The sequence below is a fragment of the Geodermatophilus sp. YIM 151500 genome (genome assembly GCF_025716945.1).
Taxonomy (GTDB): Bacteria; Actinomycetota; Actinomycetes; order Mycobacteriales; family Geodermatophilaceae; genus YIM-151500.
Genome location: NZ_JAOVZT010000012.1, coordinates 1 through 16,369 on the forward strand (window position 1 = coordinate 1; position 16,369 = coordinate 16,369).

General features: G+C 75.0%; 16 protein-coding genes. 9 read left to right on the forward strand and 7 right to left on the reverse strand.

What is annotated here, in order from left to right; all coding sequences use genetic code 11:
• Positions 1–206: 206 nt before the first annotated feature.
• Entirely contained in the window at positions 207–890 is a 684-nt protein-coding gene (locus tag OF117_RS17450; RefSeq protein ID WP_263554117.1) for an alpha-ketoglutarate-dependent dioxygenase AlkB, read from the reverse strand.
• Positions 891–1,030: 140 nt separating this feature from the next.
• Entirely contained in the window at positions 1,031–3,352 is a 2,322-nt protein-coding gene (locus OF117_RS17455) for a RecQ family ATP-dependent DNA helicase (RefSeq protein ID WP_263554118.1), read from the reverse strand.
• A gap of 78 nt (positions 3,353–3,430) precedes the next feature.
• On the opposite strand from OF117_RS17455, the gene OF117_RS17460 reads away from it, so the two are divergent.
• The 4 genes from OF117_RS17460 (at position 3,431) to OF117_RS17475 (ending at position 6,997) form a co-directional block, all read left to right on the forward strand.
• Positions 3,431–4,264, forward strand: a complete 834-nt coding sequence (locus OF117_RS17460; RefSeq protein WP_263554119.1) for a PHP domain-containing protein — start codon at positions 3,431–3,433, stop codon at positions 4,262–4,264.
• A 32-nt stretch (positions 4,265–4,296) separates the two neighbouring features.
• Positions 4,297–4,818, forward strand: coding sequence for an arsinothricin resistance N-acetyltransferase ArsN1 family B (locus OF117_RS17465; protein WP_263554120.1), 522 nt, complete (start codon positions 4,297–4,299; stop codon positions 4,816–4,818).
• Positions 4,819–4,893: 75 nt separating this feature from the next.
• Positions 4,894–5,889, forward strand: a complete 996-nt coding sequence (locus OF117_RS17470) for a carbamate kinase (RefSeq protein ID WP_263554121.1) — start codon at positions 4,894–4,896, stop codon at positions 5,887–5,889.
• A gap of 4 nt (positions 5,890–5,893) precedes the next feature.
• Positions 5,894–6,997, forward strand: coding sequence for a ring-opening amidohydrolase (locus tag OF117_RS17475; protein ID WP_263554122.1), 1,104 nt, complete (start codon positions 5,894–5,896; stop codon positions 6,995–6,997).
• A gap of 94 nt (positions 6,998–7,091) precedes the next feature.
• Here OF117_RS17475 and OF117_RS17480 read toward each other — a convergent pair whose 3' ends face one another.
• Complete coding sequence (locus OF117_RS17480; protein WP_263554123.1) at positions 7,092–7,607, reverse strand: VOC family protein; 516 nt, start codon at positions 7,605–7,607, stop codon at positions 7,092–7,094.
• 110 nt (positions 7,608–7,717) lie between these two features.
• Here OF117_RS17480 and OF117_RS17485 point away from each other — a divergent pair, with 110 nt between their 5' ends.
• Positions 7,718–8,176: a MarR family winged helix-turn-helix transcriptional regulator gene (locus OF117_RS17485; RefSeq protein ID WP_263554124.1), complete on the forward strand. Its 459-nt coding sequence runs from the start codon at positions 7,718–7,720 to the stop codon at positions 8,174–8,176.
• Positions 8,177–8,188: 12 nt separating this feature from the next.
• Here the strand turns inward: OF117_RS17485 and OF117_RS17490 are convergent, their stop codons facing one another.
• Both OF117_RS17490 and rpsD read right to left on the reverse strand, forming a co-directional pair.
• The gene (locus OF117_RS17490) at positions 8,189–8,803 is read right to left on the reverse strand and encodes a hypothetical protein (protein WP_263554125.1); all 615 of its coding nucleotides are present in this window, start codon (positions 8,801–8,803) and stop codon (positions 8,189–8,191) included.
• A 52-nt stretch (positions 8,804–8,855) separates the two neighbouring features.
• Complete coding sequence (gene rpsD / locus OF117_RS17495; protein WP_263554126.1) at positions 8,856–9,458, reverse strand: 30S ribosomal protein S4; 603 nt, start codon at positions 9,456–9,458, stop codon at positions 8,856–8,858.
• Between the two features lie 51 nt (positions 9,459–9,509).
• On the opposite strand from rpsD, the gene OF117_RS17500 reads away from it, so the two are divergent.
• Positions 9,510–10,277, forward strand: a complete 768-nt coding sequence (locus OF117_RS17500) for a DUF2470 domain-containing protein (protein ID WP_263554127.1) — start codon at positions 9,510–9,512, stop codon at positions 10,275–10,277.
• 57 nt (positions 10,278–10,334) lie between these two features.
• Here the strand turns inward: OF117_RS17500 and OF117_RS17505 are convergent, their stop codons facing one another.
• Positions 10,335–11,753 carry a DUF1116 domain-containing protein gene (locus OF117_RS17505; protein WP_263554128.1) on the reverse strand — a complete coding sequence of 473 codons (1,419 nt, stop codon included), beginning with the start codon at positions 11,751–11,753 and terminating at the stop codon, positions 10,335–10,337.
• Positions 11,750–13,258 carry an FdrA family protein gene (locus tag OF117_RS17510; protein ID WP_263554129.1) on the reverse strand — a complete coding sequence of 503 codons (1,509 nt, stop codon included), beginning with the start codon at positions 13,256–13,258 and terminating at the stop codon, positions 11,750–11,752. The genes OF117_RS17505 and OF117_RS17510 overlap by 4 nt, the downstream gene beginning before the upstream one ends.
• A 179-nt stretch (positions 13,259–13,437) precedes the next feature.
• On the opposite strand from OF117_RS17510, the gene OF117_RS17515 reads away from it, so the two are divergent.
• The 3 genes from OF117_RS17515 to OF117_RS17525 are packed head-to-tail and all read left to right on the forward strand — an operon-like array spanning position 13,438 to position 16,360.
• The gene (locus OF117_RS17515) at positions 13,438–14,958 is read left to right on the forward strand and encodes a uracil-xanthine permease family protein (RefSeq protein WP_263554130.1); all 1,521 of its coding nucleotides are present in this window, start codon (positions 13,438–13,440) and stop codon (positions 14,956–14,958) included.
• Entirely contained in the window at positions 14,955–15,845 is an 891-nt protein-coding gene (locus OF117_RS17520) for an FAD binding domain-containing protein (protein ID WP_263554131.1), read from the forward strand. The genes OF117_RS17515 and OF117_RS17520 overlap by 4 nt, the downstream gene beginning before the upstream one ends.
• On the forward strand, positions 15,842–16,360 hold the full coding sequence (locus OF117_RS17525; RefSeq protein ID WP_263554132.1) for a (2Fe-2S)-binding protein: 519 nt from the start codon (positions 15,842–15,844) through the stop codon (positions 16,358–16,360). Before OF117_RS17520 ends, OF117_RS17525 begins: the two co-directional genes overlap by 4 nt.
• The last annotated feature ends 9 nt before the right edge of the window (positions 16,361–16,369 follow it).

Sequence of the window (16,369 nt, forward strand, 5' to 3'; positions counted from 1 at the left end):
CACTGACATTCGGCACGCTGTTGAGTTCTCAAGGAACGGACGCGCGACAAACCCGACCCTTTCAGGCCTCTGTCATCGGCAGCTTTCCTACCCTACGCCGTCCGCATCGGTCCCGCACACCCGGGGGTGTGTGACCCGTGCCCTTGCAGGCCCGTCCGGCGCGTCGACGAAGGTACACGACCTCCGGAGCCGCTGCAGGAGGGGTCTCAGGCGACTCCGGTGGGCCGGAACTGCACGCTCACCCGCGGCCCGACCGGCCGCGCCGTCTTGGGGATGCAGTGCTCCCACGTGCGCTGGCAGGAGCCGCCCATGACGACCAGGTCACCGTGCCCGAGGGGGAACCGCATGGTGGGAGCACCGCCGCCGGTGGGCCGGAGCATCAGCGGTCGCGGGCTGCCGAAGGAGACGATGGCGACCATGGTGTCGTCGGTGGCGCCGCGGCCGAGCCGATCGCCGTGCCAGGCCACGCTGTCGCGCCCGTCGCGGTAGAGGCACAGGCCGGCCGTGACGAATCGGTCCCGCTCGCCGGCCTGGTAGTACGCGTTCAACGCGCTCCGGGCCTCGGCCAGCAGGGGGTGCGGAAGGATGCCGGCGCCGCCGTACCACCGGAGCAGTCGGGGCACGGCCACTTGCCGGTCGTACATCTGCCGGCGGTCCTCCCGCCAGCCGATGTCGCCGAGCAGCACCTCGAGCACGGCTTCCGACCCGGTGATCCAACCGGGCAGGTGGTCGACCCACGCGCCGCTCCCCAGGTCCCGCCGCGCCACCCGGCCGACGAGCGGGGTGAGCGCCGGTTCCTCGGCGGTGTCCCAGAAAGTCGGCTGGCTCGGCCCCGTCCGGACGCTCGCCGCGAGGGTGCGAGCGATGAGCGGAGTGGGCTCCTTCGCCATGCCGGCACGCTACCCCGGTTTCGCACATGTGTGCGAAACCCTGTGGATGGCGGGACGTCGTCCCGAGGCCGGCCACGAGGATCGGCGTGGGGCGGTCGAGCCTCCGGCGGGGCGGACGAGCCTCCCCCTGTGGTCCTCCGTCAGGCCGTCAGCGCGAGCGCGAAGGGCAGGACGGACGCGACCCCGGCGCGGCGCAGCTCCCGGCCGGCGACGGTCAGCGTCCACCGGGAGTCGACGAGATCGTCGACCAGCAGCACCGGGGCGTCGCCCACCTCGGCGAGCGCCGACCGCAGCGCCGGGCCGACGGCGATGCGCTCCCACACGGCCGACAGCCGGAACGCGCTGTTGCCACCTGGCCGACCGGTCGGTCCGCCGTGGGCCAGGTCCAGCGTGCCGAGGTACGGCAGCCGGCCCATCCGGGCGAGCCCCTCGGCCACGCCGCGCACGAGCTGCGGCCGCCGCCGCGACGGCACGGCCACCACCGCGCCGGGGCGCGCCTTCCAGTCCCACGCGGCCAGCACCCGGGCGCAGGCCCGCAGCAGTTCCTCGTCCGGGGGGAAGTCGTGGCTCCGCTGCAGGGGCCCGCGCGGAGCCTGCGAGGCGTGGGGGGCAGCACGGTCCTTGCCGTCGAAGGCGGCGGGGCCCTCCGGCAGGGGCCCGCGCCGAGCGTGCGAGGCGTCGGACGCAGCGTCCGGGTCCTCCTCGATGCCCGGCGCCTCCAGCTCGACCACCCCGCCGACGCCGTCGTCCCCGAGGAGGCTGCGCAGGCGCTGCCCCCATCCCAGATCGGTGAGCCGTGCGACGGCCCGGCCGGGCTCCACCTGTTCGTCGGCGGCGATCTTCCCGCGCACCTGCACGCCGAGCCGGTCGGCGCCCGTGGGCCACTGCGCCCGCGGGGCGATCTCCACGCCCGGCCGGTCGAGCACCGCGGACGCCGCGTCGGCCGCCGCCTCGGGGACGTCGGACGCGTACCAGGGGCCGGCGCAGACGTCGCACCGGCCGCAGGCCGCGGCGGTCGGGTCGTCGAGCGCCTCCTGCAGGAAAGCCATCCGGCACCCCGCCTCGTCGACCGGACGGGCGTAGGCGATCATGGCCCGCTGCTCGGCCTCCCGCGTGCGCGTCACGCGCTGGTAGCGGTCGGCGTCGTACACCCAGGGCCGGCCGGTCGACCGCCAGCCGCCCTGGACGCGCTCCACCGCGCCGTCCACGGCCAGCACCTTGAGCAGCAGCTCGAGCCGCGACCGGCGCACGTCGGCCACCGTCTCCAACCGCGCCACCGACCACGCCTGCCGGTCGGCCATCGCAGCGAGCACCGCGGCCGCGTGGTCCTCCCGCGGCATGGACGACGTCGCGAACCACTGCCAGATGGCCAGGTCGTCCGGGCCGGGCAGCAGCAGCACGTCGGCGTGCTCGACGGCGCGACCCGCGCGGCCGACCTGCTGGTAGTAGCTCACCGGCGACGACGGCGCCCCCAGGTGGACGACGAAGCCGAGGTCGGGCTTGTCGAACCCCATGCCCAGGGCGGAGGTGGCGACCAGCGCCTTCACCCTGTTCTCCCGCAGCGCCTCCTCCGCCTCCCGCCGGTCGGCGTCGTCGAGCCGGCCGGTGTAGGCGCGGACCTCGTGCCCGGCCTGCCGCAGCAGCGCGGCGGTCTCCTCCGCGGCGGCGACGGTCAGCGTGTACACGATGCCGCTGCCCGGGAGGTCGCCCAGGTGCGCGGCCAGCCAGGCCAGCCGTGCGCGGTCGGACGGCAGCCGGAGGACGCCGAGGCGCAGCGAGTCCCGCGCCAGCGGGCCGCGCACGGTGGTGACCCCGACGCCACCGGCGCCCAGCTGCTCGGCGACATCGGCGACCACCCGCTCGTTGGCCGTCGCCGTGGTCGCCAGCACCGGTGTGCCGGCCGGCAGCGCGGACAGCAGGTCGCGGATGCGGCGGTAGTCGGGCCGGAAGTCGTGCCCCCAGTCGGAGACGCAGTGCGCCTCGTCGACGACCAGCAGGCCGCAGCGGCGTACCAGGTCGGGCAGCTGCTGCTCGCGGAAGCGCGGGTTGGTCAACCGCTCGGGCGAGACGAGCAGGACGTCGACGTCGTCGGCGCCCAGGCGCGCGGCGACGTCGTCCCACTCGGTCATGTTGGCGCTGGAGATCTCCACCGCTCGGATGCCGGCGCGGGACGCGGCGGCGACCTGGTCGCGCATCAGCGCGAGCAGCGGGCTGACCAGCAGCGTCGGCCCGCGGCCGCGGCGGCGCAGCAGCGCCGTCGACACGAAGTAGACCGCCGACTTGCCCCACCCGGTGCGCTGCACGACGAGCGCCCGCTCCGCCCGATCGACCAGCGCGGCCACCGCGGCGTCCTGACCCTCGCGGAATTCCGCGTCGGGCCGCCCGGTGAGTTCGCGCAGCACCGAGAGCGCCTCCTCGCCGGTCGTGGGGGACAGCTCGGACGGCGGCGCGGCGGAGCTCATGGCGACGACAGTAGGCAGCGCCACCGACAGCACGGGCCGGCCGGGCACGACCTGGGGACGGCGGGGACAATGGGTCCGATGTCATCCGAGCCCGGGCCCCCGCCGGACAACCACGTGCACACCCGCTGGTCGTGGGACACCGCCGCGACCTCGACCATGCGCGGGGCATGCGAACGGGCGGTCGCCCTGGGGCTGCCCGCGATCGCGTTCACCGAGCACCTCGACTTCACGGTGTGGACCGAGGACGACCGGGCGCACACCGAGGGGCTCACCGAGCGCCGGCACGCCCAGCAGATGCCGATCGACGTCGAGGGGTACGCCGCCGAGCTGGCCGAGTGCCGCGAGCGCTTCCCCGAGTTGCGCATCTGGTCGGGTGTCGAGACCGGGGAGCCGCACCTGTTCGCCGCCAGCGTCGCCGCCCACCTGCGGGACGCGCCCGCCGACCGCATCCTCGGCTCGCTGCACTCGCTGCGCGACGGCTCGCACCTGGTCGGGGTGGGTCGGCTGCTCTACGGCAACCCCGACGCGACCATGCGCGCCTACCTCGCCGAGGTGGTGCGGATGATCCAGGGCAGCGACGTCTTCCAGGTGCTCGCGCACGTCGACTTCCCGCGGCGGTACTGGCCCGGCGGCTCCGACCGCTTCGTGGAGAAGGACTTCGAGGAGGAGTACCGGGCGGTGTTCCGCGCGCTGGCCGCCAGCGGCCGGGCGCTCGAGGTGAACACCAGCAGCCCGATGGCGTCGGTCGACCAGGTGCGCTGGTTCCACGAGGAGGGCGGGGAGGCGGTCAGCTTCGGCAGCGACGCCCACCAGGCCACCGCCGTCGGGCAGCGGTTCGACCTGGCCGTCGACATCGTCGAGGCGGCCGGCTTCCGGCCCGGACGCGACCGGTTCGACTTCTGGCGCCGCTAGCCGCCCCCGACCGCCTCGGGTAGGAAGCGGTCGTGGCGCTGGTGAGGGACGCGACCGAGGACGACGCCGCCGCATGCGCTGCCATCTACGCGCCCTACGTCACCGGCACCGTGATCACCTTCGAGAGCGTCCCGCCGACCGCGGAGGAGATGGCCGGCCGGATCGCCCGGGCCCGGCGGACGCACGCCTGGCTGGTGCTGGAGGACGACGGCCGCGTCGTCGGCTACGCCTACGGCGGCCCGTACAAGGAGCGGGCCGCCTACCGGTGGTCCTGCGAGGTCAGCGTCTACCTCGAGACCGACCGGCGCCGCGGCGGCGGCGGCCGCGCGCTCTACACCGCACTGCTGGACCGGTTGGCCGAGCGCGGCTACCGCACGGTGGTGGCCGGGATGGCCCTGCCGAACGAGGCCAGCGTCGGCCTGCACCGGGCGATGGGATTCCAGCCGGTCGGCACCTGGCGGCGGATCGGCTGGAAGCACGGCGCGTGGCACGACGTCACCTGGGTGCAGCGGGCCATCGGTCCGGACGACGCCCCGCCCGTCGGACCGCGCTGAGCCGCCCCGGATCCGCCGGCGCGAGCCCCGGGCAACTGCTTCACCGCTAAGCAATCGGCCGCTAGGGTCCGCGGGGTGGACCTGCCGCGCCGCGTCGTCATCGCCCTGGGCGGCAATGCGATGACCGCGCCGGACGGGTCGGCCACGCCCGGCGCGCAGCGCGACGCGATCGCCGTCGCGGCCGGTCACGTCGCCGACGTCGTCGCCGCCGGCGTCGACGTCGTCCTCACCCACGGCAACGGCCCGCAGGTGGGCAACCTGCTGGTCAAGAACGAGCTGGCCGCGCACGAGGTGCCGCCGGTGCCGCTGGACTGGTGCGTCGCGCAGACCCAGGCCACCATCGCCTTCACCGTGGCCGACGAGCTGGACGCCGCCCTCGCCGCGCGCGGGTCCGACCGCCGCACCGCCGGACTGGTGACCCGCACGCTCGTCTCGGCCGACGACCCGGGCTTCCGCGAGCCGACGAAGCCGGTCGGCCGCTTCCTCCCGCGCGAGCAGGCCGAGCGCTTCGCCGCGCTGGGCCAGACCTGGGAGGACCGCGGCGAGCGCGGCTGGCGGCGGGTGGTCGCCTCGCCCGAGCCCCGCGCCGTCGTCGACGTCCCGGCGATCGAGGCGCTCTGCGCCGCCGGGTTCGTCGTCGTCTGCGCCGGGGGCGGCGGCATCCCGGTCACCGGCGAAGGCCGGGACGGGCACGCGCTGAGCGGCGTCGAGGCGGTCGTCGACAAGGACCTCACCGCCGCGGTGCTGGCCGCGCAGCTGGGCGCCGATGCGTTGGTCATCGCCACCGACGTCCCGAACGTGATGGTGGGCTTCGGCACGCCGTCGGCGCGGCCGCTGGGCCGGGTCACCGCGGCGGAGCTGCGGTCGCACGCCGCGAGGGGGCAGTTCGCCCGCGGGTCGATGGGCCCGAAGGTCGAAGCCGCCCTCCGCTTCGTCGAGCCGGCGGTGCCCGGCCGGCCGCGACGCCGCGCCGTCATCACGTCCCTCGAGCACATCGCCGACGCCGTCCGCGGCGACGACGTCGGCACCGTCCTGCAGAACGACCCGGGTCCCGCGACGAAGGAAGAGTGAGCCGATGCCCGCACCGATCGAGGTCCGCAAGGTCCCGCTGCACCACGTCAGCGACGCCTCCGAGCTGGCGAAGCTCATCGACGACGGCGTCATGGAGGCCGACCGGGTGGTCGCCGTCATCGGCAAGACCGAGGGCAACGGCGGCGTCAACGACTACACCCGGATCATCGCCGACCGCGCCTTCCGCGAGGTGCTGATGGAGAAGGGCACCCGGCCGCTCGACGAGGTGAAGCAGATCCCGATCGTCTGGTCGGGCGGCACGGACGGCGTCATCAGCCCGCACGCGACGATCTTCGCGACGCTGCCGGAGGACGCCGTCGAGGCGACCGACGAACCGCGGCTGACCGTCGGCTACGCGATGAGCGAGCAGTTGCTGCCCGAGGACATCGGCCGCATCGCGATGGTGGAGAAGGTCGCCGACGGCGTCCGGAAGGCCATGGAGGAGGCCGGGATCACCGACCCCGCCGACGTCCACTACGTGCAGACCAAGACGCCGCTGCTGACCATCGACACCATCCGCGACGCCCGCGAGCGCGGGCAGACCACCTACTACGACGAGCCGCACGGTTCGATGGACCTGTCCAACGGCACGACCGCGCTCGGCATCGCCGTGGCCCTCGGCGAGATCGGGATGCCGACGCAGGAGCAGGTGATGCGCGACCTGTCGCTGTTCAGCTCGGTCGCCTCCTGCTCGTCGGGCGTGGAGCTGGACCGGGCGCAGATCGTCGTCGTCGGCAACGCCCGCGGGCACGGCGGGAACTACCGCATCGGCCACTCGGTGATGGCGGACGCGCTCGACCAGGACGGCATCTGGAACGCCATCCGCGACGCCGGGCTGGACCTGCCGGAGCGGCCGCACTCCACCGATCTCGGCGACCGGCTGGTCAACGTCTTCCTCAAGTGCGAGGCCTCGCCCGACGGCAAGGTCCGCGGCCGGCGCAACGCGATGCTCGACGACTCCGACGTGCACTGGCACCGGCAGATCAAGGCCTGCGTGGGCGGGGTGACGGCGGCGGTGACCGGCGACCCGGCGGTGTTCGTGTCGGTGGCGGCCGTGCACCAGGGCCCCTCCGGCGGTGGTCCGGTGGCGGCGATCGTGCGGACGTAGGGCCGCCCGGATGCCCACGACTGCGGGGAAGTCGGCCTCCGGACGGCGCTCCGGAGGCCGACTTCCCCGCAGCGCCGCCAGGTGACGCGGGCGGTCAGCCGCCGGCCGGCAGGGGGACGAGCTCGGCCGCCGTCCCGACGCCGGACCAGCGCTGCAGCTCGGCCGCGAGCTCCAGCCGCTCCACGGTGGCCGTGTGCTCGAACTCGCCCCAGGACGCACGCGGCAGCATCCACATGACCTCGAACTCGTTGCCGTCGGGGTCGATGCCGTAGAGGCTCTTCGTCGCGCCGTGGCTGGACTCGCCGGTCAGGGCACCGGCGCCGAGCAGGGCGTCGCGGGCCTGCGCCAGGTCGTCGATCGTGTCGACCTGCCAGGCCAGGTGGTAGAGACCGACCGTGCCGCGGGCGCGGGGCGGCGCGCCGGCCCCGATGCCGAACAGGCCGAGGTCGTGGTGGTTGCCCGAGCGGGGCAGCCGCAGGAAGGCGGCGTCCGCCCGCGGCTCGCGGACGACGAGCTCCATGCCGAACACGCCGACCCAGAAGCGCAGCGAGCGCTCGAGGTCCCCGACGAACAGGACGGCGTGGTTGAGCCGGACGGCGGCGACGGTCATGACGCGCTCCTCGTGGTGACGTGCTCATCTGCTCGCTCAGATGCTGAGCCCGCAGCCAACATAACGCCGGATGGTTGATCAATCAATAATTGACGGGTAAGCTGTCGTGCATGCCGGACGCCGCCGCTGCAACCGACGACGCCCTCGTGTCCACCTTCGGGCGCCTGCTGGAGGCGGCCGCCCGGCTGGAGCGACGGCTCGGCACCGCGCTGGAGGCGGAGACCGGTGTCCCGCACGTGTGGTTCGAGGTGCTCGTGCGGCTGGCCCGCTCGGAGCGCGGCATGCTCCCCATGGGTGAGCTGGCCGGGCAGATCACCCTGACCAGCGGCGGCGTGACCCGCCTGGTCGACCGCATGGACGCCGCCGGGCTCGTGACGCGTCAGGCGTGCGCCACCGACCGGCGGGTCTCCTACGCGGCGATCACGGACGCCGGCCGGGCGAAGCTGGCCGAGGCCGTCGGCGTGCACGCCACCAACCTCCGCACGGTGTTCGACGGGTTCAGCGACCGCGAGCTGGCCGTGCTCGACCGCCTGCTCGACCGGCTGCGCGGCGCCCCGCTGCCGGCCTGACCCGGCCGGCGTTCAGCCGCGGGCGGCGAACCAGCTGTCGGGCGGGAGGTCCAGCGGCGGGGGCGGCTCGGCCGGCCGCTCGTCCCGCGGCGGTTCCCACGGCCACAGGGTGAGGACCTCGTCGGCGGCCCGGCGGATCGCCGTCCCGTCCAGCTCGGTGACCGTCTCGGCGAGGCCGAGCTCGTCGCAGCGGACCACGACCCGCAGCGGCCCCGCCGGCGGCACCGGGCTGAGCCACCAGGACTGGTCGACCGCGGTGTCGCCGCCGCCCCCGCCGCCCTGGTGGAACAGGACGCCGTCGGTCCCGGCGCGCTCCGGCACGTTGCCCACCCGCCGGCCGTCGGCGAGCTCCAGACCGAACAGAAAACCCAGGCGGCCGCGCCGACCGCTGTCCCACAGGAGGTCGTTCAGGCCGACCCGCAGCGAGGGCGCGGCCGCGGCCCGCACCCGCAGCGCCAGGTCGAACGACACACCCGTCGTGTAGACGTGCAGCCCGACCAGGGCCGCCGCGACGTCGTCGGTCCGGGCCAGCACCCGGTTGGCCGGCAGGGCGACCGGGACCTCGTTCTCCGGGGCGCTCATGCGGCGCAGCAGGTCGTCGTCCGGTTCGCCGTCCACGAAGCCCACGTGCCACACGGCACCGCAGCCTGCCGCCGCCACCGCCGACCGACAAGCGAGCTCAGCGGGCGTAGTGCTCGACGACGAGCTGTTCCTCGCTGACGACCGGCACCTCGTCGCGGCCCGGGGTCCGCTCGTAGCGGCAGACCAGGTCGGTCAGCCGCACCTCGAGGTAGGCCGGCGCCACCGCGTGCGCGCCGGCGGCGGCGACGACGAAGGGCTCCTTGCTGCGCGACGTCTCCGCGATCGACACGAAGTCGCCCGGTCGGAGGCGGTAGGAGGGGCGGTCCACCCGCTTGCCGTTGACCAGGACGTGCCGGTGGGTGACGAACTGGCGCGCCTGGTAGATGGTCCGGGCGAAGCCGGCCCGCAGCACGGTGGCGTCCAGGCGCGACTCGAGGTCCTGGATCAGCGCCTCGCCGGTCGTGCCGCCGGAGCGCTTGGCGCGGTCGAAGGCCGCCCGCAGCTGCGTCTCGCTGATGTCGTACTGGGCACGCAGCTTCTGCTTCTCCGTCAGCCGCGTGGAGTAGTCGCTCGCGGTCCGCCGTTTCCGGCCGTGCTCACCGGGCGGGTAGGGGCGCCGCTCGACGTAGCGCACGCACTTGGGCGTCAGCGGGATGCCGAGGGCGCGGCTGCGGCGGACCTTGGGACGGGGGTTGTTCACACGGACCTCCGGATTTGGTTAGGCTCACCTTACCTAAGGACGAGGTGACGCATGACCGTTGGGCACTCCCCCGAGACGGGCGATCCCCGTCGCGCGCTGCAGCCGAGCGCTCCCGACCTGGCCCGCACGGTCGCCGCCCGCGGCGCGCCGACGCTGCAGACCGGGGGTCCCGGCTCCGACCGGCTGCTCGCCGCGACGACCACGGTGGCGGGGCAGGTGCTCGTCGTCGTGCCGTCACGCGGCGACGTGGCCGCAGCGGTCCGCGGCGCCTCGCTGGGCGACGTCCCGGCCCGGCTGGCGGTCACGCTGTACGGGCCGCTCCCCATGCGCTCCCCCGTGCGCGCGCGGCTGGAGCTCACGGGGTGGCTGGCGCCGGTGCCCGCCGCGCGGCGGCACGACGCGTTGCTGGCCTTCGCCGACGTCCGGGCCGACGACGTCCTGCTCGACGTCGGGCTCACCGCGACGCTGCTGCGGCTCGACCTGGCCGAGGTGGCCGTCGAGGGGTGCGGACGGCGGGTCGAGCTGTCCCCCGAGGCCTTCGCCGCCGCGAGCCCGGATCCCGTGGCGACCGCGGAGGAGGAGGTGCTCCTGGCCGCCGCCGTCCCGCTGGACCGGCTGCAGCACGCCGTGCAGCTCTGGGCGGGCGCGGGCGAGACGGTGCACCTGCTGGGCGTCGACAGCTACGGCGTCACCTTCCGCGTCCTCTCCGGTGGCATCTCCTACGACCTGCGGGTGCCCTTCCCCCGGCGGGTCGACGCGGCTGGCGACGTCCCCGCGGCGGTGCACGAGCTGACCGCCTGCCCGCACCTCCCCGGCTGAACTTCCCCGCCGGGCGGCGGGGGTCGGCGGTCGGGCGGTGGGCGGGCGGGCGGACCGTCACGCGGCCGCGGGGGCGCGAGCCTCCCCGGCGAGCGCCGCCAGGGCCTGCTCGAAGCACACCCGGGGCGGCTGCACGAGACCGGCGCCCACCTGGCCGGTGCCGGCGACCCGGCCCGCCATGCCGGTGTTGATCTGCGGCAGCCAGCCGGTGCGCGCGACCGCCAGCACGTCGATGCCGGTCGGCGAGCCACGGAAACCGAGGATCGGGATCTGCATCGCCGGGTTCTCGGCCAGGGTCAGCTGGTACATCCGCTCGGTGGTGGCCAGCGCGTCGGGCACCGTGCCGCCCACGAACCGGACGATCGCCGGCGCCGCGGCCATGGCGAACCCGCCGACGCCGTAGGTCTCCATGATGGCGGAGTCGCCGATGTCGGGGTTGGCGTCGTCCGGGCCGTAGTCGCCGAGGAACAGCCCCACCGGCGTCTGCGCAGGCCCGGTGAACCAGCGGTCGCCGGTGCCCGCCGTCCGGATGCCGAACTCGGTGCCGTTGCGTGACATGACCGTGACCAACGACGAGCCGGGCAGGCCGGCCGCCGCGTCCATCGCCAGCTTCGCCGTCGGCATGCCGAGGTTGAGGAAGAAGTGCTCGTTGCCGCCGATGAAGCGCAGCACCTGCGCGACGTCGGACGACGCCCAGCCCTCGACCGCGACGATCGACGGCGACAGCTCGCGCAGCGCCATCAGCGACCCGGCGCGGTTGCGGTTGTGCGCCTCGTCGCCCATCTGCAGCATCTGCGCCAGCACGGCCTTGACGTCCAGCGGCTCGTCGCGCGACCGGACCGCCGCCGACAGCACGGGGCCGAGCACGGCACGCATCCAGCGCAGCCGGTCGAGCACCTCCGCGCCGTAGGCGCCCATCCGCAGCACCTTGCCCAGGCCCTCGTTGAGGTTGCAGAAAGCCTGCCCGCCGTGCACGGGGTCGGCCAGGCACCACAGCCACATGGACGGACTGGTGACGCCGGCCATCGGGCCGACCGCGCGGTGGTGGTGGCAGGGGTCGAGCGTGACGCCGCCGCCGGCGAGCAGCCGCTCGGCCTCCTCGACGTCGTCGGCCCAGCCCTCGAACAGGCAGGCGCCGACCAGCGCGCCCCGCAGCGGGCCGGAGGCCGATGCCCAGTCGATCGGCGGGCCGGCGTGCAGCAGCGTGCGGTCGGGCAGGTCGAGCACCTCGCGCGCGGGCCGGACGTCGACCAGGTGCGAGCCCGCGGCGAGCACCCGCTCCACCGCCGTCCGGTTGGCCGTCGCCCGGCGCGGGTCGAGGGCGAGCGCGGCCAGGTCGGCGGGGTCGCCGAAGGCTGGCGGGCGCCAGTCGACGTCGCGGACGTCGGCGCCCTGGGCGCGCAGCGCCTCGGAGAACACGTCGACGCCGGCGGCGACGACGGTCGGCGGCCCCGCCAGCAGGTCGGCGATCGTCATCGTGCGGCTCCCAGCAGGTCGAGGGCGTACCGCACGGCGACGGCGTTGGACGCGAACACCGCGGCACCGGCCGCGGCGAGCGCGTCGGCCTGCCGGCTCCAGCCCTGCGGATCGGCGTCCGTGCCGACCAGCGCCACCACCACGGGCAGCTGCGTGCGCGACCGGGCGGCCCCCAGCGCGGCCGCCAGGGACGCCGCGGGGTCGGGGTCGGCGCCGTGGCCGAGGACGACGTCCATCAGCAGCACGGCCTGCTCGCCGGAGGCCGCCAGCCGGTCGACCGCCTCCAGCCGCAGCGTCGGGTCGATCATCGGGTGCGCCCGGCCGGCGGTCAGCGCGTCGTCGCCGAAGTCGATCACGACGTGCCCCGGGGCGGACAGGTCCGTCCCGAGGTCGAGCTCCGGCCGCAGCGGGATGTTGGACCGGACGTCGCCCAGCACCGGCGCGGCCAGCAGCATCGCCTCGTCGGCCAGCGTGCCGCCGGAGTAGAGGCCCTTGAGCGCGGAGCCGGGCACCGCCGCCTCGGCCGGCCCCGGCCGTGACGGCCACACCGGCACGTCGAGGCCCATGTCGGCCAGCACCGCCTCGACGGCGGCGGTCAGGTCGGGCGCCGAGGGCGAGAGGGCGGCGCTGCGCACCGGTACGGACAGCGTCCCGGCGGCGTCCGCGACCGCGGCGGCCACGGACGCCGCCGGCGGCTTGGAGACCAGCAGCACCCGCTCGGTGCCCGGGTCGGCGTCGAGCGCGGCGAGCGCGTCGAGCGTGGCCAGCCCGCCGACCGCGGCGGAGAGGTCGCGACCGCCGACGCCGATCACGTGCGAGACCCCGACGCCGGCCATGTCGAGCAGGCAGGAGACCTGCTGCGCGCCGGTGCCGGACGCCGCCACGAGGCCGACGGGTCCGCGGCGGACCACGTTGGCGAACCCGAGCGCCAGACCCGAGACGATCGCCGTCCCGCAGTCCGGGCCCATCACGAGCACGCCGGCCGCGCGCGCCGCCTGCTTGAGCGCCACCTCGTGCTCGACGGGCACGCCGTCGGAGAACACCAGCACGCTGCGCCCGGCGGCGATCGCGTCGGCCGCCTCGGCGACCGCGTACTGCCCGGGCGTGCTCACGATGGCCAGCGCCGACGCCTCCGGCGGCAGCTCGGCCAGGCCGGCGCCGATGGTCCGGGCGACCGACGCCTCGGCCGACGTCCCCCCGCGCTCCCGGGCGGCCAGGGCGGCGTCGACGGCCGCGACCGCGTCGGCCAGCGCGTCGTCGTCCGTGGCGCCGATGGCGACCAGCAGCTGGTCGGGAGCGGCGGGGCCGTCGGGGGCGAGGCCCATGCCGGCCGCCAGCTCGAGGTTCAGGGGGGTGGCCATGGCGACCAGGACGGCGGTGACGCCGTCGCGGGCGGCGACGTCCCGGCTCACCTGCATGAGCTTGACCGAGTCGGCGTAGACGCCCGACCGCAGCGTCACCGAGCGGGCGCCCGTCGGGACCGGTGGGGCGGGTGCAGCGGTCACGCGCGAGACCGTACCGAGCGATGTCTCAACGGTGAACCATTCATCCGAAGGTGCAACGACGATTTAGCGCTGAGGTACTTCCGCAGCGGCCCCGGGCGGTGACACAGTGACCGCCTCCGGTGGCTCGGCAGCCGTCGAGGGCACCGATCGGACCGTAAGTGCACGTCGAGGAGGCACTGATGGCTCTGGGGCTGGGTTGGACCGTCCACGGTGATGGCAAGGCGCCGCCGCTGGGCGAGGCCGTCGCCCCGGAGGAGCGGCTGTCCTGGCCGCGGACGGTCGGCATCGGCGCGCAGCACGTCGTCGCGATGTTCGGCGCGACGTTCGTCTTCCCGATCGTGATGGGGCTCGACCCCAACCTCGCGATCATGATGAGCGGGATCGCCACGATCCTCTTCCTGCTCATCGTGCAGGGGAAGGTGCCGAGCTACCTGGGCACCAGCGCCTCGTTCGTCGGCGGGGTGGCCGCCGTCCGGGCGCAGGGCGGCGACTCCTCCGACGTGGTCGGCGCGATCCTGGTGTCGGGCGTCGTGCTGGCCCTCGTCGGCCTGGTCATCCACTTCGCCGGCGTGCACGTGGTGAACAGGGTGCTGCCGCCCGCCGTCACCGGCGCCGTGGTCATGCTGATCGGCTTCAACCTCGCCCCGGTCGCCGCGAGCATCTACTGGCCGCAGGACCAGTGGGTCGCACTGGCCACGATGGTCTTCGTCATCGTCTGCGCGCTGGCGCTGCGCGGCTTCCTCGCCCGCATCGCCATCCTGCTGGGGCTGGTCTTCGGCTACGTGCTGTCGGTCCTGCTCGACGTCACGGTCGGCGAGATCACCTCGCCGACGGCGACCGGCGAGGTCCTCACCCGCGAGCGGATCGACTTCGCCGCGGTGGGTGACGCCGACTGGTTCGGCCTCCCGGACCTCACCGCGCCGTCCTTCTCCTTCAACTTCAGCCTGCTGGTGCTGCCGGCCGTGATCGCGCTGGTCGCGGAGAACGCCGGGCACGTGAAGGCCGTCGCGGAGATGACCAAGCGCGACCTGGACCCGGTCATGGGTCGGGCGATCTTCGCCGACGGCGTCGGCACGACCGTGGCCTCGGCGTTCGGCGGCTCCCCGACGACCACCTACGCGGAGAACATCGGCGTCATGGCGGCGACCCGGGTCTACTCGACCGCGGCCTACTACGTGGCCGCCGTGGTCGCGATCCTGCTGGGCCTGGTGCCCAAGTTCGGCGCGCTGATCAACATCGTGCCGGGCGGCGTGCTCGGCGGGATCACCGTCGTCCTCTACGGGATGATCGGCCTCCTGGGCGCGAAGATCTGGAAGGAGAACCGGGTCGACTTCGCCAACCCGATCAACCTGGTGCCGCTGGCCGCGGGCATCATCATCGGCATCGGCAACGTCACGCTCACCTTCACCGAGACGTTCTCGCTCACCGGCATCGCGCTCGGTTCGATCGTCGCGGTGGCCGCCTGGCACCTGGCCCGGGCGCTCGCCCCCGCCGAGATGAAGGCCGCGCTGACCCGCGAGGGCTCGCACCCGGCCGCCGCCTCCACGCTCGGGCACGGAGAGGAATCCGGCACCGGCACCGCCACCCCGGCGCCCGACCCGTCCTCGGTCGACCAGGTGACCGGCGAGGAGACGCGCCGGCGCGGCACCCGCCGGACCGACACCCGCCCGAGCGACTCCCCGGGAGCGCCCGGGCGGTGAAGCCGGCTCCGTTCCGCTACGCCGACCCCGGCACCCTCGACGAGGCCCTGGAGGTCCTGTCCGCCGAGGGTGAGGGCGCCAAGGTGCTCGCCGGCGGCCAGTCGCTGCTCCCGCTGCTCTCGATGCGGCTCGCAGCCCCGGCCGTGCTGGTCGACATCAACCGGGTGCCCGGCCTCGACACGATCGAGGCAACCGGGGACGGCGTGCGGGTCGGTGCGCTCGTCCGGCACGGCGCGCTGCTGGGGGGCGGTCCGGACGCCGACGCCGCAGCCCGGGTCCAGCCGCTGCTGGCCCGGGCGACGGCGCACGTCGCCCACCCCGCGATCCGCAACCGCGGGACCACGGTCGGCTCCATCGCGCACGCCGATCCCTCGGGGGAGATGACCTCCGTGTTGGCCCTCACCGGCGGCTCGGTGGCCGTCGCGACGCCGTCCGGGACGTCGGAGATCCCGTGGGCCGACTTCTTCGTCGGACCGCTGGAGACCTCGCTGCCGGCCGCCGCCGTCGTGACGTCCGCCTTCTTCCCCGCCCTGCCGCCGCGGGCGGGGACGGCGTTCGCCGAGATCGCGCGCCGCCGCGGCGACTACGCGGTGTGCGGCGCCGGCGTCGTCGTCACCCTCGACGACGACCGCCGCGTCTCCGCCGCCCGCGCCGCCTACATCTCCGTCGGCCTGGTGCCCGAGGTGCACGACCTCACCGAGGCCGTGGCCGGTCAGCCGGCCGACGCCGCCGACTGGTCGGCCGCCGCGGCGCTCGCCCGCGGCAAGGTCGACCCCGACGCCGACCTGCACGCCGGCGCCGGCTACCGGCGGCACCTGGTCGGCGTGCTGACCGGACGGACCCTTCCCGCGGCCGCCGCCGAGGCCGTCTCCAGGAGTGCCGCGTGACCCCTGTCGATGCCGAGCGCACCGTCTCCCTCACGGTGAACGGTGTTCCACGTGAAGCGACGGTGCCGGTGCGGCGGCTGCTGTCGGACGCGCTGCGCCACGACCTCGGGCTGACCGGCACGCACGTCGGCTGCGAGCACGGCGTCTGCGGGGCGTGCACCGTGCTGGTCGACGGCGCGCCCGTGCGCTCGTGCCTGGTGCTCGCCGTCCAGGTCGACGGCCGGTCGGTGCGGACCGTCGAGGGCCTGGCGCGCGACGACGGCCGGGGCGGGCAGTTGCTGCACCCGGTGCAGGAGGCCTTCCGCGAGTGCCACGCGCTGCAGTGCGGGTTCTGCACGCCGGGCTTCCTCATGACCATCGCCGCCGGGCTGGAGGCGCGCGACGCCGCGGAGGAGATCAGCGAGGAGGAGGTCGACGACATGGTCGGCGGCAACCTCTGCCGGTGCACGGGTTACGCGAACATCAAGAAGGCCGTGCGGCACGCCGCCGCCGCGATGCGCGAGGACGCTCGGTGAGGGCCCCCG

What these genes read in the sequence shown, in the direction of transcription:
- OF117_RS17485 (WP_263554124.1), top strand. Translation starts at nt 7,718, where the DNA reads ATGCCGGACGCCGCCGCTGCAACCGACGACGCCCTCGTGTCCACCTTC.
- OF117_RS17500 (WP_263554127.1), top strand. Translation starts at nt 9,510, where the DNA reads ATGACCGTTGGGCACTCCCCCGAGACGGGCGATCCCCGTCGCGCGCTG.
- OF117_RS17505 (WP_263554128.1), bottom strand. Translation starts at nt 11,753, where the DNA reads ATGACGATCGCCGACCTGCTGGCGGGGCCGCCGACCGTCGTCGCCGCC.
- OF117_RS17455 (WP_263554118.1), bottom strand. Translation starts at nt 3,352, where the DNA reads ATGAGCTCCGCCGCGCCGCCGTCCGAGCTGTCCCCCACGACCGGCGAG.
- OF117_RS17460 (WP_263554119.1), top strand. Translation starts at nt 3,431, where the DNA reads ATGTCATCCGAGCCCGGGCCCCCGCCGGACAACCACGTGCACACCCGC.
- OF117_RS17475 (WP_263554122.1), top strand. Translation starts at nt 5,894, where the DNA reads ATGCCCGCACCGATCGAGGTCCGCAAGGTCCCGCTGCACCACGTCAGC.
- OF117_RS17515 (WP_263554130.1), top strand. Translation starts at nt 13,438, where the DNA reads ATGGCTCTGGGGCTGGGTTGGACCGTCCACGGTGATGGCAAGGCGCCG.
- OF117_RS17450 (WP_263554117.1), bottom strand. Translation starts at nt 890, where the DNA reads ATGGCGAAGGAGCCCACTCCGCTCATCGCTCGCACCCTCGCGGCGAGC.
- OF117_RS17480 (WP_263554123.1), bottom strand. Translation starts at nt 7,607, where the DNA reads ATGACCGTCGCCGCCGTCCGGCTCAACCACGCCGTCCTGTTCGTCGGG.